Source organism: Pseudomonas sp. PMCC200344, from assembly GCF_030053095.1.
Lineage (GTDB): Bacteria > Pseudomonadota > Gammaproteobacteria > Pseudomonadales > Pseudomonadaceae > Aquipseudomonas > Aquipseudomonas svalbardensis.
The window spans coordinates 4,470,550-4,495,567 of the sequence record NZ_CP125618.1; the positions used below are offsets into that span (position 1 = coordinate 4,470,550).

Below are 25,018 nucleotides of genomic sequence, written 5' to 3' on the forward strand. Positions count from 1 at the left end.
GCCGTCTGACACTCCCTCTTCGCGAGCAGGCTCGCTCCCACAGGGGGTTATGCGATAGCCGGCCTGCGTTCCAACAGGTCTTCAAGCTCGTCGAGCAACTCTTCACCGCGCAGCAACTCGTAGTGCCCGCCCGCCAACAAGCGATCAACGCCGTGGCTGCCGACTTGGGCCTCGAACACCCGACGTTCATCGTCGCGTTCGGCCACCCACCAGCGATGCGCCATAATCTGAATCGCCGGCAGTTGCCGATGCGCCAACGCCAGTTGCTTGAGGCGTGAGCCGGTGGCGAAGATCTGCGTGAGTTCCCCCGCGCCCAACGCGGCTTGCTCATTGGAGCCGTGCATGGCCGCCTCGATCACTGCCGTGGAACCCTCGCGCTCATTCAAGTCAGCGGCTTTCAGCGCAATCAGCGCTTGAGCCTCATCGGCCGGCAGACCGAGCACAAACTTCAGGAAGTCGCCCAGGTCCTGGCGCCAGTCCCCCGCTTCTGCGGTGCCCGCCACGTAGCTGTCGACCAGCCCGGCAAACGCGACCGTCTCACCTTGGCTTTCCAGTTCGTGAGCAACCAGTTGCGTCAACGCTCCGCCCAACGACCAACCCAGCAAGTAATACGGCCCCTTGGCCTGCTGACTGCGAATCCGTTGCGCATAGGCTTGAGCCATGGCGAGCAGCGACTCGTCCTGCCACAGCGGATCAAGCAGCATCCGGCATTGCACGCCGTACACCGTGCGCCGGCCTTCCAGTCGACGGGCCAGCGGTTCGTAGTCGAACACCGTGCCGAAACCAGCGTGCAGGCAGAACAGCGCCGGCACGTTCGGGATCCGCGCATTCAGCGCCAACAACGGATCCGGCGCCGCTGCAACTGGCTCGGCCGCCTGATAGCCACTAAGTTCGGCGATGCACGGCTTCTGCATCAAGTCTCGCAGTTTCAATTCGAAGCCCAGTTGCGGCTGACTGCGCACCCGCGAAATGACTTTGAGCACCTGCAACGAGTCGCCGCCGAGTTCGAAGAAGTTGTCGTCGATGCCCACTTGCGGCACGCCCAGCACCTCTTGCCAGATCGCGGTCAGCGCCGTTTCCAGTGCGTTGCGCGGCGCGCGATAACCGCCGAGCGCCCATTCAGGCGTAGGCAGTGCGCGACGGTCGAGCTTGCCGTTGGCCGACAGCGGGAAGCGCTCCAGCACCAGGATTCGCGCCGGCACCATGTAGTCCGGCAGTTGCGCTTGCAGTTCAGACTTCAAGCGACGATCCAGCCCAACAGCACCGGCCGCCACCACATAACCCACCAATTGCTTGCCGGTCGGCGTGTCGTGCACCACCACGGCGGCATCCTGCACCCCGGCGCAATCACGCAGGCGGGCTGCGATTTCGCCCAGTTCAATACGGAAACCACGGATCTTCACTTGCTGGTCGAGACGCCCCAGGTAGTCGATCAACCCGCACTCGCGCTGGCGCACCAGGTCGCCGGTGCGGTACATGCGGCCACCGGCCTCGAACGGGTCCGGAATGAAACGTTCGGCACTCATGCCGGGACGCTGGTGATAACCGCGCGCCAGGCATTCGCCGCCCAGGTACAACTCGCCGCTGACACCGACCGGCAACGGATTGAGGTCGACGTCGAGCACGTACAAACCACGCCCGGCCACACCACGGCCAATCGGCGCATACGCCGCGTCGCAGGTTTCGCTGACCTCGGCACGCCACAACAGCGGCGTGACCACGGTTTCGGTCGGGCCGTAACCGTTGACCAGACGCTGCGGACGCAGAGCCCGTTTGACCTGCTCGAAACTGGCCTCCGGCACCGCGTCACCACCAAAGCAATACACCTCGACCGCCGGTGGATTGCCCAAACGTTCAGCCACCTCGGCCATCTGTTGCAGGTACGCCGGCGGGAAGCAGGCAACCGTGACGCCATGACGCTGCAGCACTTCCAGGGTTTGCTCCGGCGTCCACACACTGTCATCGCGGATCACCAGACTGCCGCCGGCCAACAGCACACTCAGCCAACGCTCCTGAGCACCGTCGAAAGCGAACGACATGAAATGCAGTTCGCGGCTGCGCGGGGCCAGTTCGTAGAGTTCGATGATGCCGCGGCAATGCCGGGCAATCGGACCCCGCGCTACCGCCACACCTTTCGGCTGGCCGGTGGAACCGGAGGTGTAAATCAGGTACGCGAGGTGTCCCGGCAGCGGTCGGGAAACCGGGCACTCGGCGTTGTCGGCAACGCTCAGCTGATCGAGCAACAGCCGTGGCGGGCTATCAGCCAGCGTCAACCGTTCACCCAAATCGCTGTCGCAGAGCAACAGGCTGGCCGCCGAATCGCTGAGCATGTAAGCCAGTCGCTCGGCCGGGTACGCCAAGTCCAGCGGCAGATAAGCCGCCCCTGCTTTAAGTACTGCGAGGAACGCAACGATGGTGCGCTCGGAACGAGGCAGCGCCACCGCCACCAGACTTTCCGGCCCGATGCCGCGACCGATCAGTTGCTGCGCCAACCCATTAGCCTGCGCCTCAAGCTGTGCATAACTGACTTCCCGATCTTCGCAGATCAAGGCGATTTTCTGTGGTTGAGTGCGCACGTGCTGATTGAACGCGTGCAGCAAATCCGCGTTGTCGTCAGAAACTTGCGGCAGGCTGATCAGCGCTTCAGGCAAACCAATGTTGCCAAGCAGACACGTGGCATCCTCCGGCAACGCACGCAGCAAACCTTCAAACTGCGCACGAATCCGCTCAACTTCCACTTCACTGAAGCGATCACGCAGGAACAGGTATTCGACTTCCAGACCTTCTTCGTTGGCGCTGACCATCAAGTCCATCGGGAAGTTAGTGACACCGCCGCTGCCGACTTCGGCAAAGCGCAATTCACCTTCCTCGCCCCCTTTCAAGGCGCGGTCCACCGGGTGGTTTTCGAACACGATGATGCTGTCGAACAAGCCCTGACCACCCTGCCCGGCCCAGCGCTGAATGTCGGACAACGGCGTGTGCTCGTAGTCGCGCACCATCAGGTTGTAATCCTGCAAGGCACACAACCACTCGCCCAACGGCTGTTGCGGATCGAGGGTCTGGATCACCGGCAAGGTGTTGATGAACAGGCCGAGCATGTCCTGCGCGCCGGCCAACCCGGTCGGACGCCCCGCCACCGTGGCGCCGAACGCGACGCTGCGCTGGCCGCTGTGGCGTTGCAACAGCAACAGCCACGCGCCTTGCACCAGCGTGTTCAACGTCACGCGCTGACGCTTGGCGAAGCTGTGCAGTTTGCGCGTCGCTTCAGCGTCGAGGTTGCTGTACATCACGCCGTGGCCGGAACCTGCGGCACCGGAAGCCTTGGCCAGAATGGTCGGTTCTTCGAGCAACGCCAGTCGTTCGCGCCAGAAGCCTTCCGCCTGCGCACCGTCCTGGCGTTGCAGCCAGGCGATGTAGTCGGCGTAGCGACCGGTCAGGGCCGGCAGACTGTCGTTGTGGTACAGGCGCAACATGTCGCCCAGCAGACGTGAGGCGCTCCAGCCGTCCAGCAACAGGTGATGGTAGATCCAGATCATCTGGTAACGGTCATCACCCAGGCGAACCAGGATGAAACGCATCAATGGCGGGCAACTCAGGTCGAAGCCTTTGGCCTGTTCCGCAGCCGCCAGTTCACTCAGCGCCTGCTCGGTGTCGGTAAGCTCGCGCCAGTCGAGTTCTTCGATCGGCAACTCGACGTCGGTAAACACCGCTTGCAACGGATCGGCCAAGCCATCGCGCCAGCGGAACGCCGCGCGCAGCACTTCATGACGTTCCACCAGGGTTTGCCAGGCGGCGCGGAAACGCGGCACCTGCAAACCGTCCACCGCTACGCTCAACTGGTTGACGTAGGGGTTCAGCTCCGGTGAATCGAGGCAATGGAAGAGCATGCCTTGCTGCATCGGCGACAGCGGATACAAGTCTTGAAGCCCTTCACGGGCGGCGATGTCGATGTGCGGCACCAACGCAAAAGCAGGGACTTTCGACGCTTCAACCAACGCCGCTTCACGACGGGTCGCCACCGCAGCGAGTGCACGAATGGTTTGCTGTTCGAACAGTTGCTTCGGACTGAACACCAACCCGCGTTGCGCGGCACGACTCACCGCTTGCAGCGAGATGATCGAGTCACCGCCCAGCTCGAAGAAGTTCTCGGTGACGCCCACCGACTCGAGCCCCAGCAGTTCCTGCCAGATCTCCACCAGCAACGCTTCGGCCGGCGACACGGCGGCGACTTGACCGTGGTTCTGACGTGACGCTTCGGGCGCTGGCAGGCCTTGGCGATCAAGCTTGCCGTTCGGCGTCAGCGGCAACGCGGCCAGGCACATCAAATGCGCCGGCAGCATGTGCGCCGGCAGACGGCTGCGCAGGTGCAGGGTCAGCGCTTCACGCAAATCGTGCTCGTCGGCGAGTGGATCGCGCGGCACTACGTAGCCAACCAACTGGCGGCTCACCGGGCCTTCGCGATCGATCACGAACGCTTCACGCACGCTCTCGTGTTCAACCAGGCAGGCTTCGATTTCGCCGAGTTCGATACGGAACCCGCGAATCTTCACTTGCTGGTCAATGCGGCCGAGATACTCGACGACACCGTCAGCACGGAACCGCGCGAGGTCGCCGCTGCGATACAAACGCGCGCCCGGCACGAACGGATCCGGCACGAAGCGTTCAGCCGTGAGGTCCGGACGTTGATGGTAACCACGCGCAACGCCCTCGCCGCCCAGGTACAACTCGCCCGCCACGCCAACCGGCAACGGCTGCAAGCCGCCGTCCAGGATATAGGCGCTGCGGTTGCCGACCGGCCGACCAATCGGCATGAACGCCGAGTCGAATTCGGTATCCGGATACGCCAGCCAGATCAGCGGCGTGATCACCGTTTCGGTCGGGCCGTAGCCGTTGATCAGGCGCTTCGGTTGCAGCACCTGCTGGACTTCATCGAACGCATGTTTGGCCATGCCTTCACCGCACGGGGTGTAGGAGCGGATCGGCAAATCGCGCCCCGCTTCGCCCATGAATTCGGCGATCTGCCCCAGATAGGTCGGGGTGAAGCAGGCGATGGTGATGCCGTGCTTTTCGATCTCGGCGCAGGTGCGCTCCACGCTCCACAACTCGTCGTCGCGCGGCATCACCGCCGAACCGAACACCAGCGGCGTCAGCCAGCGCTCGTGGGCGCCGTCGAAGCTGATCGAGGCGAATTGCAGTTCGCGATCATCCGGGGTCATGCCGTACAACTCGCCGATCGACAGGCAATGCATGGCCAGCGGACCGTGGGCCACGCTCACGCCTTTGGGCCGGCCGGTGGAGCCTGATGTGTAAATCAGGTAGGCGAGGTTTTCACCGCAGGTCAGGTTGACCGGGTTGGTTTCCGGCATTTGCTCCAGCGGCTCGCGGTCGATCTCCAGGACCGACAGGCCTTCCGGCAAGGGCAGTTTTTCCCGCAGCCACGATTGGCTGATCAGCAGCGAAATGCCGCTGTCTTCCATCAGATAGCGCAGGCGTTCGGCCGGGTACGCCGGGTCCAGCGGCACGTACGCGCCGCCGGCCTTGAGGATCGCCAGCAGGCCAATGATCATCTCCGGCGACCGCTGCATCGCGAGGCCGACCCGCACTTCCGGGCCGATGCCCAGTGCGCGCAGGCGATGGGCCAATTGGTTGGCGCGGCGGTTGAGTTGGTCGAAGCTCAATTCCAGTTCGTTGAAGATCAACGCCGTTGCGTCCGGTCGGGCGACGGCCTGGGCCTCGATCAATTGATGCACGCAGAGCGGGTTTTCCGTTGCGGTGAATGCGGGATTCCACTCGACCAATTGTTGCTCGCGTTCCGGCGCACTCAGCAGGTCCAGTTCACTCAAGGCAGCCTGTGGCGCGGCGACCATCGCCGCCAGCAACGCGGCCAGATGCTCGCTCATGCGGGCAATCGCCTCGCCGCTGAAGTGGGCGCACTGGTAGCTCCAGTTCAGGCTGAGCTGGCTTTCGGCAGTGGCCGCCAGCGTCAGCGGGAAGTTGGTGCGCTCATGGTTCTGTGGAATCGAGAAGCTCAGACCGGCCGGCGCGCCCTGTTGCAGCGCCTCGGCGACCGGGAAGTTTTCGAACACCAGCAGGCTGTCGAACAGCGGTTCACCGGCACGGCCGGCCCAACGCTGAATGTCACCCAACGCCGTGAATTCATGCTCACGCAATTCCAGGTTCTGCGCCTGCAAGCGGGTCAGCCACTGGCCGACGCTTTCAACCGCGTCCGGGCTGCTGATCACCGGCAAGGTGTTGATGAACAGGCCGAGCTGACTTTCAGCACCCGGCAAGTCCACCGGCCGCCCCGCCACCGTGGCGCCAAACGCGACGCTGCGTTGACCGCTATAGCGTTGCAGCAAGAGTGCCCAGGCACCTTGGACCAAGGTGTTGAGGGTGACCTTTTGCTGACGGGCAAACTCGCTGAAGCGTTTGCTGGTGGCGACGTCGAAGGTCTGACGATGGTCGGCAAATTCCGCCGTCGACAGGTTTTTACTGTCGCCATGGGCCAGGCTCTGCGCCAGCAAGGTGGGGTTGTCCAAGGTCGCCAGTTGCTCGCGCCAGAACAGTTCGTCAGCCTGCGCATCCTGACGTTGCAGCCAGCCAATGTAATCGGCAAAACGCCCAATCGGCGCCTGCACGTCTTGCCCGGCATAACGCTGCAGGACTTCGCTCAACAGCAGCGAGTTACTCCAGCCATCGAGCAACAAGTGATGGTGCGTGTAGATCAGTTGCTGACGCTCATCGTCGAGTCGCACCAGGGTCAAACGCATCAACGGCGCCCGAGTCGAATCGAGTTGCAAGCGTTCGATGTCGATCAACTGCCCCAGCGCTTCGGCCTGATCATTGCGGCCGCGCCAGTCGAGGCAGGCCATCGGCAATTGCAGATGACGATGCACCAACTGCACCGGCGCTTCGAAACCGTCGGGGAAGTGGAAACTGCTGCGCAGGATCGGATGAGTGTCGAGCACCGCTTGCCACGCGCGGCCCAGCCGTTCGGCATCGAGCCCACGGGCTTCGACACTGAGCTGGTTCACGTAGGCGCCGGAATCGGATTCGTACAAGCTGTGGAACAACAAACCGGCCTGCATCGGCGACAGCGGATACAGGTCCTCGATCTGCGCCGGAGGTACTGGCAGGCCGTCGAGTTGCGCCTGGGTCAGACGCGTCAACGGGAAGTCCGCCGGGGTCACGCCGCCTGCGCCATCGCTCAGGCAATGAGCGATCAGCGCCAGCAACTCAGCGCGAAAATCCGCCGCCAGCGCTTCGATCTCGCGCTGGTCGAAACATTCGCGGCTGAAGGTCCAGTCGAGTTTCAGTTCGCCGCCATACACCTGGCCATCCACCGACAACCAGTTCGGCAACGGTGCGTCCGCCGATTGCGCGGCACCGCTGGATTCGCGAGCCGGGGTGAACAGTGCGTCGTCGGCAAAGCTCTGGTCGAACTGGCCGAGGTAGTTGAACGTCACGCGTGCTTGCGGCAACGCGGCCAGCGCCGCTTGGGCCGCGGCATCGCCCATGTAGCGCAACAGGCCGTAGCCCATGCCTTTGCCGGGGATTTCGCGCAGTTGCTGCTTGATCGCCTTGATCGAACCCGAGAGGTCGGCGGTCGGCGTCAGGCGTACCGGGAACAGGCTGGAGAACCAGCCGACGGTGCGGGTCAGGTCGATGTCGTCGAACAGCTCTTCGCGGCCATGGCCTTCGAGCTGAATCAGCGCCGATGCATCGCCGGTCCAGCGGCTGAGGGTGCGGGCCAGTGCGGTCAGCAGCAGGTCGTTGACTTGAGTGCGGTAGATCGCTGGCGCCTGTTGCAGCAACTGGCGGGTCTGTTCGCAGTCCAGGCCGATGCTGACGCCTTGGCGCAGATGCCCGGCCTGACTGGCTTGGGCGTTGGCGGCTGGCAACGAATCATTGGCGACGCTCAGTTGCGCCTGCCACCAGTTCAGTTCGCCGGCAGCGGTTTCGGAACGTGCGTACGCGTCAAGCTTGTCGGCCCAGGCCTGGAAGGCGCTGGTCTTCGGTGGCAGCTCTTGCCCTTGATAGGCGGCCTGCAAATCTTCCAGCAACACCCGCCAGGACACACCGTCCACCGCCAAATGGTGGATGACCAACAGCAACCGCTGGGAACCATCAGCCTGGGCGATCAACGCTACGCGCAGCAGCGGACCGTCTTGCAGACTGAGGCTGCGCTGGGCTTCGTCGCACACCGATTCGAGCGAGGCATCGCTGGCCACGCGAGCGGTCCAGAGCATGTCGATCACATCGGCGCTGTCGGCCCCGACATAACGCGCCGACCATTGGCCATCGACCTGACTGAAGCGTAAACGCAGGGCATCGTGCTGTTTGAGCAGACGTTGCAGCGCCGCTTGCAGACGCGGCAATTCGAGGGTTTCGCGCGGCACCAGCAGCACGGCCTGGTTCCAGTGCGCACGTTGCGGGATCGGCTCTTCGAAGAACCAGCGCTGGATCGGCGTGAGTGTTTGCACACCGTCCACCGGCCCTTGTTGCGCCAGCGGTGCAGCCTGCTCTTTGACCACGGCGGCCAGCGCTTGCAACGTCTGTTGCCGGAACAGATCGCGCGGTTGCAGGCTCAGGCCTGCACGACGGGCACGGCTGACCACTTGAATCGAAATGATCGAGTCGCCGCCCAGTTCAAAGAAGTTGTCCTGACGCCCGACCTGCTCCACGCCCAACACGTCTTGCCAGATCTGCGCCAGCACCTGTTCGTGTTCGCTGCGCGGCGCTTCAAAGGCGCGCTGGCTGACCTGTGCGGTCGGCGCCGGCAGGCGTTTACGGTCGAGCTTGCCGTTGGGGCTCAGGGGCATTTGTTCGATCAGCACGGTCTGCGCCGGCACCATGTAATCCGGCAGGCTCGCCAGCAGATGGCTTTTCAGGGTTTCACGCCACGCGCCTTGCTGCTCGGCATCGGAGCTGACCAAGGCGCGAGCTTGCGGCACGATGTAAGCGACCAATTGCTTGCCGCTCGGGCCATCGAGGGCCAGCACCACGGCTTCCTGCACGTCCGCATGTTCTTGCAGGCGCGCTTCGATTTCGCCCAGCTCGATGCGCAAACCGCGAATCTTCACTTGATGGTCGATACGGCCGCAGTAGTCGATGGCGCCGTCGGCGCGGTAGCGCGCCAGGTCACCGGTGCGGTACAGGCGCTCGCCACTGCCGAACGGGTCAACCACGAAACGTTCCGCAGTCAGCGCGCCACGGCGGTGATAACCGCGAGCCAGACCGACGCCGCCCAGGTACAACTCGCCCACCGCGCCCAGCGGCAACGGTTGCAGTTCGCTGTCGAGGATGCAGGTGCGCAGGTTGGCGATTGGCCGGCCGATCGGCACGCTGTCGCGGCCCTCTTCCACGCAGGTCCAGTGGGTCACGTCGATGGCCGCTTCGGTCGGGCCATAGAGGTTGTAGAGATTGGCTTGCGGCAGACGGCGCAGCGTATGGCGTTGCAGTTCCATCGGCAGCGCTTCACCGCTGCAAATGATCCGTTGCAACGACGTGCAGGCCAGCGCCTCGTCGGCACCGATGAATGCGGAGAGCATCGACGGCACGAAGTGCAGCGTGGTGATCTCCTGCTCGACGATCAACGCAGCAAGGCGTTGCGGGTCGCGGTGCTCGCCGGGGGCGGCGATGACCAACGTGGCGCCCTTCATCAGCGGCCAGAAAAACTCCCACACCGACACGTCAAAACTGAACGGCGTTTTTTGCAGCACGCGGTCGCTCGGCAACAGGTTGTAGGCTTGCTGCATCCACTCCAGACGGTTATGCAATGCCACATGGCGGTTGCCCGCGCCCTTGGGTTTGCCGGTGGAACCGGAGGTGTAAATCACATAGGCGAGGTTTTCGGCGATTGCCAGGTTGGGTAAATCGGTACCCGGCAAGTCGCTCAGCCAATCGGCCTCGGCGTGCAGGCACAAGGTGCGCACGTTGTCCGGGGTCGGGAGTTGCGCCAGCAGATGTTCCTGAGTCAGCAACAGCGAAATACCGCTGTCTTCGATCATGTAGCTCAGGCGATCAATCGGGTATTCCGGGTCCAGCGGCACATACGCGCCACCGGCCTTGAGAATCGCCAACAGGCCAACGACCATTTCAAACGAGCGGTCGCAGGCAATCCCCACCAGCACTTCCGGGCCGACACCCTGGGCGCGCAAGTGATGGGCCAGACGGTTGGTGCGCAGGTTCAGTTCGGCGTAACTCAGGGACTGGCCCTGGAACACCAGCGCTGTCGCCTCGCCGTTTTCAGCCACGCGTGCTTCGAAATGCCGCTGCACGCAGACTTCGCCCGGATAGGCCTGAGCGGTGTCGTTGAGGTCGTCAAGGATGCGCAGACGCTCGTCGGCATCCAGCAATGGCAACTCGGCGAGCGGGCATTGCGGGTTCGCCAGCACACCGGCCAACAAATTGCGCCAGTGACGCGCTAAATGCTCGATGCGCTCGGCGTCGAACAGATCGGTGGCATACGTCAGGCTGGCGAACAGCTTGTCACCCTCCTCCTGCGTGTCCAGTTGCAAATCGAATTGCGTGGTGTGCGCCGTGGCGTTCAGCGCTTCGACGCGCAGTCCCGCGAGCAAGCCGCTGACTGCCGCCGGTTTGGCTTGCTGGTGGTTGAATATCACTTGGAACAGCGGGCTGTGGCTGAGGCTGCGTTCACCTTGCAGCGCCTGCACCAGACGCTCGAACGGCAAGTCCTGATAATCCTGAGCATCCAGCGAAGCAGCGCGGGTCTGGTCGAGCAATTGGCTGAATGGCAGACGTCCGTCCAGTTCAGCACGCATCACTTGGGTGTTAACGAAGAAGCCGATCAGACCACGGGTTTCCGCGCGATTACGGTGGGCAATCGGCACGCCAACGCGCAGGTCGGACTGACCGCTGTAGCGATAGAGCAAGGCCTGGAAGCTCGCCAGCAACAGCATGAACGGCGTAACGCCGCGCTGTTTGGCCAAGGTCATCAGGCCGCTGGCCAGGGTCGCGTCGAGGGCGAAATCCAGACGCGCACCGCGCTGGCTCGGTTGCGCCGGACGTGGGCGGTCGGTGGGCAATTCCAGCAGCGGTTGTTCGCTGCCCAGTGTTTTGCGCCACCAGTTGAGTTGACGCTCCAGCTCGCCCGCTTCCATCCAGCGGCGTTGCCACATTGCGTAGTCGGAATACTGAATCGGCAGTGGTTCCAGCGCTGAATTCTGCCCTTGGCAATGCGCGGCGTAGAGCCGGGAAAACTCCTCCACCAACACACCCATCGACCAGCCATCGGTGACGATGTGGTGCAGGGTCAGCAACAGCACATGGTCTTCGGCGTCGAGCTGCAACAGGCTGACCCGCAGCAGCGGACCGTGCTGCAGATCGAACGGCCGGGCGATGTCCTGCTCGACCGCTTTCATGGCCAGATCGAGACGCTGTTCCTGAGGTTCGGCGCGCAGGTCGATCTGTTCGATCGGCAGCGAGGTGAACCCGGCCAGTGTCTGCACCACCTGACCGTCATCCTCGACGAATCGGCTGCGCAAACTCTGATGACGCTCCAGCAGCACGTCGAAACTCTGCTGCAACGCCGCGACATTCAGCGGCCCGTGCAAACGCAAGGCGGCCGGAATGTTGTACGCCGAGCTTTGCGGATCAAGCTGCCAGAGGAACCATTGGCGCTGCTGCGCATACGACAGTTCGAACGTCGTTAGCGGCTCGGCAGCGGGCGGAATCGGCAGTTGACCAAAGCTCACGCCCTGCTCTTGCATGCGTTGCAGAAACTCGCGGCGCTTGTCAGCCGGCAGGCCGGCGAAGCGAGTGGCGATACGCTGGGCAGTGGTGTGTTCCATCAGTTGATCTCCATCTCGTCGAGTAGCGACTCAAGCGCATCAAGACGTGCATCGTTGTCAGCCGGGGCGTGTTGCCCGGCCATGGCGGCATAAGCCTGAAGGTCGGTGGATTCGAACAGCGCACGCAGCGGCAGCTCGATGCCCAGCTCCAGTTCCACACGGGCACTGGCCTGGGCGGCGAGCAACGAATGCCCGCCCAGTTCAAAGAAGTTGTCGCGCCGACCGATCTGCGCCACGCCCAGCACGCCGGCCCAGATCGCGGCCAGGTGCTGTTCAAGCTCGCCTTCGGGGGTTTCGAACGGGCGCTGCCATTCCTGCGCATCGGGCACCGGCAAGGCCTTGCGGTCGAGCTTGCCGTTGCCGGTCAGCGGCAGGGCGTCGAGCAGCAACCAGTGGCTCGGCACCATGTAGTCCGGCAGATCAACCTTGAGCGCGGCGCGCAGGTTGTCGCGCCAGGCGATCGGGTCATGCGGGGTGTGCTCGGCTACCACGTAGGCGCACAATTGCGGGCCGCTGTCGCCGGTATGCACGCTCAACACCGCTTGGCGCACGCCCGGTTGGGCCAGCAGCGCGGCTTCGATTTCACCCAGTTCGATGCGGAAGCCACGGATCTTCACTTGCTGGTCGATCCGGCCGAGGTAATCGATGCTGCCGTCAGCGCGCTGACGCGCCAGGTCGCCACTGCGATAGAGACGCTGGGATGCGTCGAACGGACTCGGTACGAAACGCTCGGCGGTGAGGCCGAAACGCCCGTGATAACCACGCGCCAGACCAGCGCCGGCAATGTACAACTCACCCGCCACGCCAACGGGCACCGGTTGCAACTGGCTGTCGAGCAGGTACCAGCGCAGGTCGCGGATCGGCAGGCCAATCGGGCTCTGGGCCTTGCCGTCGAGGTCGGCCAGGCGGATGGCGCGGTAGGTCACGTGCACCGTGGTTTCGGTGATGCCGTACATGTTGACCAGGGTGGGTTGCTGATCGCCGAAGCGCTCGAACCATGGGCGCAGGCTCGCGACTTCCAGGGCTTCTCCGCCGAAAATCACCTGGCGCAGGGCCATGCTCCGCGAGCTGGCGCAGGCAATCGGCAGCAATTGGCGGAACGCGGTCGGAGTCTGGTTCAACACCGTCACGCCTTCATCACACAGCAAACGGTGAAACTCCTGCGGCTCGCGGCTGATGTAATACGGCACGATCACCAGACGCCCACCGGTGCACAGCGAGCCAAACAGCTCCCACACCGAGAAATCGAACGCGTAGGAATGGAACAGTGTCCAGACATCGTCCGGGCTGAAGTTGAACTCGTCAGCGGTGGCTGTGAGCAAACGCCCGACGTTGCCATGGCTGAGCAATGCGCCCTTCGGCCGGCCGGTGGAACCGGAGGTGTAGATCACGTAGGCGAGGTTGTCCGGGGTCGCCAGCGCTGGCAGGTTGTCGTCGCTGAAGGCATCCAGTTGCAACGACTCCAGGCTCAGCACTTGCACGTCGTCGCGGGCCGGCAAACCGTCGATCAGGTGGTGTTGGGTCAGCAACAGCGTGATGCCGCTGTCTTCGATCATGTAGCTCGAACGCTCGGCCGGGTATTGCGGGTCGAGTGGCACATAGGCGCCGCCGGCCTTGAGAATCGCCAGCAAGCCGACCACCAGCGGCATTGCCCGTTCGGTGGCGATGCCGACGCGCACCTCTGGGCCGACGCCCTGTTCACGCAGTTTGCGCGCGAGTCGATTGGCCTGAGCGTTGAGCGCGGCGTAGGTCAGTTGCTCGCCTTCGTAGACCAGCGCGATTGCGTTCGGCCGTTCGGCCACCTGGGCTTCGAACAAGTGGTGCAAGGTTGGCGACGGCGGTTGCGCCTGGAACGTCGGGTTCCAGTGCTGGATCAGCGCATCGAATTGCGGCGCTTGCAGCAACGGCAGTTCGGCGACCCGTTGCTGTGGGTCTTTGACCACCGCTCGCAGCAGGTTCAGCCACTGCTCGGCGAGGCGGTTCATCGACGCCTCGTCGTACAAATCAGTGGCGTAGGTCAGGCTGGCATCCAGCGCTTCGCCCTGTTCCTGAGTGTCGAGCACCAGATCGAATTGCGTGGTGTGTTGCTGCCAGTGCAAACGCTCGACCTGCAAGTCGGCGACGCTGCGCTCAACGCTCGCGCCCAGTTGTTGCTGGTGGTTGTAGAGCACCTGGAACAATGGGCTGTGATTGAGGCTGCGGTCCGGCTGCAAGACGTCGACCAACTGCTCGAACGGCAAGTCCTGATTGGCTTGAGCGCCCAAGGCAACCTGTTTGACCTGTTGCAGCAAGGAGCTGAAGGACTGCTGCCCGTCGATCTCGGCACGCAGCACCTGGGTGTTGATGAAGAAGCCGATCAGGCCTTCGGTTTCCAGGCGCGAACGCCCGGCACTCGGCACGCCGACGCTGATGCTCGACTGCCCGCTCTGGCGATGCAGCAAGGTCTGGAAACTCGCCAGCAACAGCATGAACAACGTCACCTGCTGTTCCTGGGCGCGTTGACGCAAACCGGCCAGCAACCCGCGATCAACGTTCAATACCAGACTGGCGCCGCGCTCGGTACGACGGGCCGGACGGGTCAGTTCGCTCGGCAATTCAAGCGGTGCCTGGCTGCCATCCAGTTGCTCGCGCCACCACGCCAGTTGGCGTGCGCCCTCCCCGGCCTCCAGCCAGTCGCGCTGCCAACGGGCGTAGTCGCTGTAGTTCACCGGCAGGCTCGACAGGTTCGCAGCTTTGCCTTCGACGGCCGCCTGATACAGCGCGCTGAACTCATCGACCATGACCTGCATCGACCAGCCATCGGCAGCGATGTGATGCACGGTGAGCACCAACACGTGTTCGTCGGTGTTCACTTGCAGCAGCAACACGCGCCATAGCGGGCCGTTGCGCAGGTCGAACGGACGGGAGATTTCTTCGGCTACGGCATTGTCGATCGACGACTGATCGAGCGTGCGTTCATCCAGTTGCAGCGCCAGATTGTCGTGCAGCACCGGACGCGCCTGTTGACCGTCCTGCTCAAAGGTCGTGCGCAGGGTTTGGTGACGGGCCTGCAAGTGGGCGAAAGCTTCGCGCAGGGCTTCGCGGTTCAGCGATCCCTTGAGGCGCAGCGCGGCGGGAATGTTGTAGGCCGAGCTTTGTGGGTCAAGTTGCCAGAGAATCCACTGGCGCTGTTGGGCGTAGGACAGAATTTGTGGCTGATCGACCGTTGCACGTAGCAGAACAGGTTGGCCGCTGATGTTCGCCAGCGCGGCACGCTCGGCAAATTCCGCCAGGTTGGCGGCGGAGAACAGGCTGCTCACCGACAGTTCGAGCTGCAATTGCTGACGCACGCGAGAGATCACCTGAAGCACCAGCAACGAGTGTCCGCCCAACTCGAAGAAGTTGTCGTCGCGGCCCACGCGTTCGACCTGCAACACTTCCTGCCAGATCAGCGCGAGTTGCGTTTCAAGCCCTTCGGTCGGGGCCACGAAGTCACGTTGTGCATCGCCAGCTTCAGCGCGCGGTAGTGCTTTGCGGTCGAGTTTGCCATTGTTGTTGAGCGGCAGTTTGGCCAGCAGGATCAGGTGATTCGGCACCATGTATTCCGGCAACGACTGACGCAAGACGACTTTGAGGCCTTCCAGATATTCCGTCTCTGAAACCACCGCGCCGTTGGCCACGACATACGCCACCAATTGCGTACCGTCCTGAGCGATGACCGCCGCTTCGCGCACGTCCTCACGGGCTTGCAGACAGGCTTCGATCTCGCCCATTTCAATGCGGAAACCGCGAATCTTCACTTGATGGTCGATGCGGCCGACGTATTCCAGATTCCCGTCAGCGTTGTAGCGCGCCAGATCGCCGCTGCGGTACAGCCGCGCGCCCGGTTCACGGGCGAACGGGTCCGGCAGGAAGCGCTCGGCGGTCAGCGCCGGGCGGTCAAAGTAGCTTTGAGCCAGGCTGGCCGGGGCGCCGATGCACAGTTCACCGACGCCACCGTTTGGCAACAATTGACCGGCAGCGTCCAGCACATACAGTGCTCGACCGGCGATAGCTCGACCAATCGGGATGCCGAACGCATCGCTGGCATCCTCGAGATGGCATTCATGAACACTGGACACCACAGTCGCCTCGGTCGGGCCGTAGGTGTTGAGCAAACGCACGTGGCTCAAACAGGCCTGATGCCACAAACGCAGACCTTCAACCGACATCGCTTCGCCGCCGACGTGAACCTGGCGCAACTCACCGAGATTGCGCACCACACCGCTCGCGCACTCACGGGCCAGCAAGTACCAATAAGCCGCCGGCAAGTCCGCCACGGTCACGCCCTGCTGGACGATTTCGGCGGCGAGGCGGTCGGCGTCCCACAGGTCGTCACCGCGCATGATCAACGTCGCGCCGACGCACAGCGCCGGGAAGCATTGCTCGACGAAGCCATCGAAACTGAAAGTCGCAAACTGCAACACACGGTCCGACGCTGACAGCAGCGAATAGTCGGCGGCGGTCTGGCAGAACTCGCGCAGCGCGGCATGGGCGATGGCCACGCCTTTGGGTTGGCCGGTGGAACCGGAGGTGTAGATGATGTAGGCCAGATTGTCGGCGAGCGCGTGGTTTTGCGGATCGCTGTCGGGATAGTCGGCGCTGTCGTCAAGGCCGAGACGTCGCACGCCTGGCACATTTTCCAGCAGACCGGACTCGCACAGCAGCACGTCGAGGCGGCTGTCGTCGATCATGTAGGCCAGGCGTTCAGCCGGGTATTTCGGGTCCAGCGGCACATAGGCCGCGCCGGTTTTGAGCACCGCCAGCAGGCTGACGATCAGTTGCGGACCACGGTTCAGCGCCAGACCGACACGCGAGCCTGGACCGACGCCGTTGTCGATCAGGCGATGGGCCAGTCGGTTGGCTTGAGTGTTCAACTGGGAGTAGCTCAAGGATTGACCGTCGACCTGCAACGCCATCGCGTCTGGGGTGGTGGCGGCCTGATCGGCGATTTGTTCGTGGACCAAAAGCGTTGTGGATAACTGAACCGTGGCCGGTTGGCTGACAGCGAGCACAACGGCTTTGCCATCGACATCGAGCAATTCCAGCGCGCCGAGTGCCGCGTCCGGCAGCGCAACCAATTGCGTCAGCAGATGCTGCAGATTGGCCGACAACTCAACGACCTGCGCCGCACTGAACCTCGCCGCGTCGTAGCTGAAGTCCAGGCTAAGGCCTTCGCCCAGTTCGATGCCCAGCGTCAGCGGATAGTGCGTGCGCTCGTGGTTGTGCAGGTTGCCGAACGACAGCCCGGCCGGCGCGCCCTGTTTCAACGCCTCGGCCACCGGGAAGTTTTCGAACACCAGCAGGCTGTCGAACAGCGCCGAACCCTGCTGCCCCGCCCAACCCTGAATGTCGTAAAGCGGCACATGCTCGAAATCGCGCATGGCCAGGTTCAGCCCTTGCAGCTCGCCCAGCCATTGGCTGACGGTTTGATCCGGCTTGATCGCACAGACCAGCGGCAGCGTGTTGATGAACAGGCCGAGCTGCTCTTCGATCCCCGGCAGCGGCGCGGATCGGCCGGCTACCGTGGCACCGAAGACCACGCAATCCTGGCCGGTGTAACGCTGCAGCAAAAGACTCCACGCTGCTTGCAGCAAGGTGTTGAGGGTGACCTTCTGCTGACGGGCGAACTCGGCCAGACGCTGGGTCGCGCGGCTGTCGAGGGCGACGCGGTATTCCTCACTTCCCTCAGTACCCACCGGAGGTCGCAAGGCTTCGGCCAGTAACGTCGGCGCCTCCAGCGGCGCCAATACCGCTTTCCAGAACTGCTCGCCCGCGGCAGCCGATTGCTGCTGCAACCAGCCCAGATAATCGCGGTATTGCCCAGTTGGTGCCGGCAACAATTGCCCGGCGGCGTAGTGCTGAATCACTTCGGCCAGCAACTGCGCGTTGCTCCAGCCGTCCATCAAAATGTGGTGGCTGGTATAGATCAGATGCCAGTCATTGGCGCCCGTGCGGACCAGTTTCAAACGGAACAGCGGCGCGCTGCCCAGTTCGAAACCCTGGGCACGTTCAGCGTCGGCCAGCGCATCGGTGTCGGTCGTTTCAAGCACTTCAAGCGGCAACGCGACGTGGCGGACAATCGCCTGGTGCGCGGTGTCGAGGCCTTGCCAGTGAAAGCTGCTGCGCAGGATGTCGTGACGCTCCAGCGCGGTTTGCCAGGCCTGAGCGAATCGCTGCGGATCGAGGCCCTGAATGTCCAGGCGCAACTGACTGATGTAGGCGCCGACTTCGGGTTCGTACAGGGTGTGGAACAGCATGCCCTGCTGCATCGGCGACAGTGGATAAAGGTCTTCAAGGGTCGAAACAGCAACCGGCAGTGCATCGAGTTGCACCTGACTGATGCGCGCCAACGGGAAGTCCGACGGTGTGGCTTGCGGCGCTTCAACGGCACAGCAGTGATCGATCAACGCGTTGAGTTCCAGCGCGTAATCGTCGGCCAAACGCTGGATGGTCGCGGCGTCGAACATCTCGCGGCTGAAACCCCAGCTCAGCGACAACTCACCGCCGTAGACCTGGCCTTCGACCGTCAGCCAGTTGCCCAATGGGGCCGATGGATCCTGCGCCACGCCGTTGCCTTCGGTGGACGGGACAAACATCGCGGCATCGTCGAACTGACGGTCGAACTGCCCCAGATAGTTGAAGGTAATGCGCGGTTGCGGCAACGCCGCCAATTCGGCGCGAATCGCCGGGGTGCCGAGGTAACGCAGTGCGCCGTAGCCGAGGCCTTTGTCCGGCACGGCGCGCAGCTGTTCTTTAATGGTTTTGATCGAAGCCGAGAGATCGGCGCACGGCATCAGATTGACCGGGAACAGGCTGGTGAACCAGCCGACAGTGCGGGTCAGGTCGATGTCATCAAACAGATCTTCGCGACCATGGCCTTCGAGCTGAATCAGCGTGCTGCCCTGCCCGCTCCAGCGGCAAACCGCCCGCGCCAGCGCGGTCAGCAGCAGGTCGTTGACCTGGGTGCGATACGCCGCCGGGGCCTGTTGCAGCAGTTTGCGGGTTTGTTCGGTGTCGAGTTTGAGTTCGAGTTTGTGTTCGAAGCGGTTTTCCAGCGCACCGTTCGGACGGTCGCACGGCAGATCACTCGGTGCGTCGCGCAGTTGGGTTTGCCAGTGACCGAGGCTGTTTTCAAAGACTGGCAGATGATCCTGCAAGCGAGCGACCCAGCGCTGAAAGGTGCTGGTTTTCGCCAGCGACACATTACCGCCGCTATAGAACTGCTGAAGGTCTTCGAGCAACACGCGCCAGGAAACACCGTCCACCGCCAGGTGATGAATCACCAGCAGTAAACGCTCGGTACCGTCGGCCATCGCAACCAGCAGCGCGCGCATCAGCGGGCCATTTTGCAAATCGAGACTGCGTTGGGCTTCGTCGCACAAGGCGTTGAGTTCCGCGACCGATTGCGTCTGACGCTGCCACAACACCGACTCCGTAGTCGGCGCGGCATAGGTTTGTTGCCAACCTTCGGCGGTCTGTTGGTAGCGCAGGCGCAAGCTGTCGTGATGGGTCAGCAATTGCTCAAACGCGCGATCCAGCGTCTCGACGTTCAACGCTTCACGCGGCACCAGCAGCAGCGACTGGTTCCAGTGCTGACGCTCAGGGATCGCTTGTTCGAAGAACCACTGTTGCACCGGCGCCAGCGCCACCGCACCAACCGCCAGGCCTTGATCGATCAACGGTTGCTCACCGTTGCGGGCGGCCTGGGCCAGGCTACGGACGGTCTGGTGCTGGAACAGGTCTTTGGGGCTCAACACGATGCCGGCCTGACGTGCACGGCTGACCACTTGCATGGAAACGATGGAGTCGCCGCCGAGTTCGAAGAAGTTGTCTTCAAGACCCACATTTTCGATGGCCAACACATCCTGCCAAATCGCGGCGAGGGATTTTTCCATCGCCGTCTGCGGCGCGACGTGTTCGCGTTGTTGCTCAGTGCCGTCGATGGCCGGCAAGGCCTTGCGGTCGAGCTTGCCGTTGGGGGTCAGTGGCAGCTGTTCAAGGAACAGCAGAAACGCCGGGACCATGTAGTCCGGCAGGTGCTGGCGCAGCGCGGCTTTCAAGGTTTCACGCTGGGTCGCTTGAGCGTCGATGTCGTCCAGTAACGCTGGATCGGCCGGCACGATATAGGCGACCAGTTGTTGACCGTTGATGCCGTCCTGCGCCAGCACCGCCAATTCACGCACGGCGTCCTGCTGCAATAGTCGCGCTTCGATTTCACCGAGTTCGATGCGGAAACCGCGGACCTTGACCTGATGGTCGATGCGACCGACGTATTGCAGCGTACCGTCGGCCTGATATCGGGCCAGGTCGCCGGTGCGGTACAGGCGTTCGCCGTTGCTGGCGAACGGGTTCGGCACGTATTTTTCGGCGGTCATGCCTGGACGTGCCAGGTAACCGCGGGTGATGCCGGCGCCGGCCAGGAACAGCTCGGCGGACACGCCTTGCGGCACCGGTTGCAGATCGGCGTCCAGCAAATAGCTCGCGGTGTGTTTGAGCGGTCGGCCGATGTTCGCGCGGCCACCCGCCTCGCGACGGGTCCAGGTCGAATAGGTGGTGTCTTCGGACGGACCGTACAAATCGTAGACATGCTCGACGGTCGACTGCTGATACAACGCGTCCACCAGGCTCTGCTTCAACGGCTCACCGGCGAGGTTGATGATGCGCACGCTCGGCGGGATCTGCCCGTCGCGCTGCAACGCATTGATCGCCGACGGCACGGTGTTGATCAGGCGCACCTGATCAGGGGCCGGCAGATTCGGCAATTCCAGGGCATTGCGGGCGATGATCACCGAGCCACCGTTGGCCAGCGTGACAAACAGCTCCCACACCGACAGGTCGAAGCACACCGATGTCGAGGCCAACACGCCTTGGATGTCTTCGCGGCTGTAGACCGATTTCGACCAGTCGATCAGCGCCAGTACGTTGCGATGGGCGATGGCCACGCCTTTGGGTTTGCCGGTGGAGCCGGAGGTGTAGATCACGTAGGCGAGGTTGTCCGGCGTGACGCGAGTCATCGGCGCACTACTTGGGTAAGCGGCCCACTCCGTATCGTCCATCAGCAACACTTGCGTTTCAGCTGTCACGGTCAATGTCGCAGCGACAAATTGCTCGGTCAGCAGCACTAGCGCGCAGCTGTCTTGGAGCATGTAGGCAACGCGTTCGGACGGGTAATCCGGGTCCAGCGGCACGTAAGCGCCACCGGCCTTGAGTACCGCCAGCAGCGCTACCAGCAGGTTGTCGGAACGTTGCATCGCCACGCCAACCCGGACTTCCGGGCCAACACCCAGCTCGATCAGCTTGTTAGCCAGGCGATTGGCCTGATTGTCGAGCTCGGCATATGTCAGCTGCTTCGTGGCAAAGGTCACCGCCAATGCCGTCGGGTTCGCGGCGACTTGCTGACCGATCAGCTCATGAATGCACAGGTCCAGCGGGAAGCTTTCGTCTGCGCGATTCCAGTCATGCACTATGCGTTGATATTCGGCGTTCTCCAGCAGCGGCAAATCACTGATGCGCTGCTGCGAATCACTGACCATGCCCTGCAACAAATGCGTCCAGTGCTGCGCCATGCGCGCGATGGTCGCAGCGTCGAACAGGTCGTTGGCATAGGTCAGCGCGGCGTGCAGCTTGCCGCCCTTTTCATAGGTGTCGAGGGTCAGATCAAACTGGGTGGTGCGCCCTTCCCACTCGATCACGCCCAGCGCCAGACCGGATGCGGTGCTGACCGTAGAAATGTCCGCGACCTGCGGCTGGTGGTTGTACATCACCTGGAACAGCGGCGTGTGGCTGAGGCTGCGTTCCAGTTTCAGCGCCTCGACCAGACGCTCGAACGGCAAGTCCTGATGGGCCTGGGCACCGAGGGCGGTTTCCTTGATGGCACGTAGCAAATCGTCGACGCGGGTCTGGCCGTCGAGCTGGGTCCGGAGCACCTGGGTGTTGACGAAGAAGCCGATCAGGCCTTCGATTTCGGCGCGGTTACGGTTGGCGATCGGCACGCCGACGCGGATGTCGGTTTGCCCGGTGTAGCGATGCAGCAGCGCGTTGAAGGCGCCAAGCAACAGCATGAACAGAGTGATGTTGTGTTTCTGCGCCGTGGCCCGCAACTGCTCGGCCAACTGACCGTCGACGGCGAACTCGTAACGGGTGCCGCGATAGCTCGGCATCGCCGGGCGCGGATGATCGGTGGGCAGTTCCAGCACCGGGTGCTCGTCGCCCAGTTGCGCCTGCCAATAGTCGAGTTGACGCGCCTGTTCGCCCGCCTCCAGCCAGCGGCGTTGCCACAACGCGTAGTCGCTGTACTGGATCGGCAATGGCGCGAGTTGCGGTTGTGCGCCCGCTTCGAAGGCGTCGTAGCAGCGGATGAATTCGTCGATCAGCACGTTCATCGACCAGCCGTCGGAAACGATGTGGTGCAGGGTCAGCAGCAGGACGTGTTCCTGCTCGGCGAGTTTGAGCAAGGTGACGCGCAGTAATGGGCCGGTTGCCAGATCAAACGGCAGCACGGATTGCTGCTCGGCCGCTTGGGCAACGGACCTTTCGCGCTCCATGGCCGGTAATGCGCTGAAATCCACCTGATCGATCACAAGCGGCCCGCTGGCCGGCACTTGCAGCAGGTCGCCGTCGGCCTGGCGCTGGAACACGGTGCGCAGGGTTTCATGACGTTCAACGAGGCTGGCGAAGGCTTGCTCCAGCGCGGGCAGGTTCAACTGTCCGGTCAGGCGCACCGCGCCCGGCAGGTTGTACGCGCCGCTTTGCGGGTCCAGCTGCCAGAGAAACCACATGCGTTGCTGGGCGTACGACAACGCCTGGCGATCTTCGGCTTCGACGCCGGCAGGAATCGGAAACCGGGCGAAATCAACGCCTTCCTTTTGCAAGGCCGCGAGGAACATCTGGCGCTTTTCCAGGGGCAACCCGATAAACCGGCGAGCAAGTTTCAAGGAGTCTTCAGCATTCATTTCTTAGCATCCGGATCAGTGGCGGGAAGCACAAAGGCACGTCGTCCCTATAAAACGAATGCAGACCGGAAAAATTAGCGAATGAGAACAAGTATCAGGAAGGAGGTAGAACGCGGAGTGTCAGGGTGTCAAAAGTCATTGTGGGAGATTCTATGTTGCAGGGCAACCCCGCAACCTCAGGCCGGGTGGTATTCGCTCTGATTTTTCATCAGGGCAAATGCCACCCGGCAGAGTTTCCGGGCAAGGGCCACCAAGGCCTGGGTTTTCGAGAAGCCTCTTGCCAAATACGACTCGTAAAACGGTTTCCATTTAGCTGAGCGACAGGCTGCCATTGCGGCGTTGTAAGCCAACCGGCGGACTTCCGGATCCCCTTTTTTTGTCAGGTGCCGGGGGCCGTTCTTCTTCCCGGAGTCATCGACCGTAAGGTCCATCCCTAGAAACGCGATGAACGCATCACTATTGGCAAAATCACCGCGCATAAAGGTCGTCGCCAACCCGGTTGCAGTCAGTTCGCCAACCCCTTCGATGGCTTTGCAGCGGTCGATATTCTCTTCAATACCCGCCTCTTTGCTGACCTTGCGCAGCAGTTTCTGAATGGCCTGATCCGCTTGCTTGAAGGCCTTTTGCTGGGCGCTCTGTACTTTCTTCAACAAGGGTTCATTGGCCCAGCTCAGCATCAGACCGGCATGGTTCTGGATCAGCGTTGCACGTCTGTGGAGCAGGCTTTTCAGCGAGGTGTAGGCCTTGGGTGGTGGGCTCCAGATCCGCAGTCCGTCTTGTTCGTTCGTCAAATAACGCGCCAGCAGACGGGCATCGCAGGGATCGTTCTTGGCTCGTTGGCCGATGCCGCGGCGATAGTTGCTCACCCGATAAGCATCCACGACATAGACCTGGTGCCCCATCGCATGGGCCAGCTCGACGGTGTCCAGGTGGTAGATGTTGGTGGCTTCAACGGCGATAGCGCTTTGGGCGGGCAATGTTTTAAGCCAGCGTTTGAGGGCTGTTCGATCGTTCTTGATGGTGTCAGTGGTTAGCCGGTCGGAGCGATAGACAACTATTTCGGCCTTGGCGATATCGACGCCAACCACCGTCTGCGAAGTAAGGATTGTCATGACGAATCCTCGGAGCTAGGGTTTAAGAGCTTGTCGGGGTCTACCGTTGCGCTGGCTTGCCTCTATCGTCGGTTTTACCGATGAATTCCTTATCGGCGCTTTGGGTAGAAGGGGCGGGATGAGAAGTCTCCCACGGTCTGTACTGGTCAGAGTCAGAATCGAGCTTTTAGTCCCGCCCACCCCTTCAAGTCTAAACATACAAGCGAGCTTGCTCGCGAAGGCGATGTATCAGCCACCCTTGATGTCGACTGATACTCCGCCTTCGTCGGAACGCCGCCCGGAGCCGGCTCGCTCCCACAGGATTGAGGTGATGTTGAGATTGGGTCAGGCGCTGACTGCCATGGCATGCCGCCGATGGTGAACCTCCAGCTGATCCTTGATCACCCGCAACACCTTGGCTTCGTGCTCGTGGATAAAGAAGTGACCGCCAGCGAGCATGTCCACCGAGAAACTGCCGTGGGTTTCCTTGCTCCAGCCGATCAACTGTTCGGTGGTAGCGCGATCAGCCTTGCCGCCGAGCACATGAATCGGGCACTTGAGCAACGCACGCTGTTGCGGCTCGAAACGTCCGCACAATAGAAAGTCCGCGCGCAACACTGGCAGCGTCAGGCTCATCAGCTCTTCGTTGGCCAACACTTCCTCGCTAGTGCCGTTGAGGGTGCGCAATTGCTCGATCAGTTCGGCATCGGTTTTAGGCTCGGCGAAACCGCGATCGTAGTCGGCACGCAGGGTCGGTGCGGCGGTGCCCGAGGCGAACAGCGCCACCGGTTCCGCGCAGCCAAGCGAGCGAAACGCATGGGCCATCTCACAGGCCAGCATCGCGCCAAGGCTATGACCGAACAGCGCATACGGCGCCTTGAGCGTGGCTTTTTGTTCCTGCGCGAGTTGCAGCGCCAAGCGCCGCATGTCGGTGTGCAAGGGTTCGCCAAACCGGGCGCCACGCCCCGGTAATTCCACGGGTTGCAGCTTGAGCCACTCCGGCAGTTTGCGTCGCCAGCGGCTGTAGACCATGGCACTCGCGCCCGAATAAGGCAGGCAGAGCAATGTCAGCTGGGTCACCGGGTTTACCTCGAAAAGTTGTCTGTTAAGAGAACGGATGAGCCAGTACCTGAATTAGTCG

3 protein-coding genes and 1 pseudogene are annotated in these 25,018 nt (G+C 62.5%); all 4 read right to left on the reverse strand.

All coding sequences use genetic code 11. The features are described 5' to 3' along the window. Positions 1-47: 47 nt before the first annotated feature. Entirely contained in the window at positions 48-11,813 is an 11,766-nt protein-coding gene (locus QFW87_RS20515; RefSeq protein ID WP_283188724.1) for a non-ribosomal peptide synthetase, read from the reverse strand. Further along, complete coding sequence (locus QFW87_RS20520) at positions 11,813-22,786, reverse strand: non-ribosomal peptide synthetase (protein WP_283188725.1); 10,974 nt, start codon at positions 22,784-22,786, stop codon at positions 11,813-11,815. Before QFW87_RS20520 ends, QFW87_RS20515 begins: the two co-directional genes overlap by 1 nt. A gap of 150 nt (positions 22,787-22,936) precedes the next feature. Continuing rightward, positions 22,937-23,898: pseudogene (locus tag QFW87_RS20525) on the reverse strand (IS110 family transposase). A 324-nt stretch (positions 23,899-24,222) separates the two neighbouring features. Then, entirely contained in the window at positions 24,223-24,957 is a 735-nt protein-coding gene (locus QFW87_RS20530; protein ID WP_283188727.1) for an alpha/beta fold hydrolase, read from the reverse strand. Positions 24,958-25,018: the final 61 nt, after the last annotated feature.

Coding starts and splice junctions, on each gene's coding strand:
- QFW87_RS20515 (WP_283188724.1), bottom strand. CDS start 11,813: ATGGAACACACCACTGCCCAGCGTATCGCCACTCGCTTCGCCGGCCTG.
- QFW87_RS20520 (WP_283188725.1), bottom strand. CDS start 22,786: ATGAATGCTGAAGACTCCTTGAAACTTGCTCGCCGGTTTATCGGGTTG.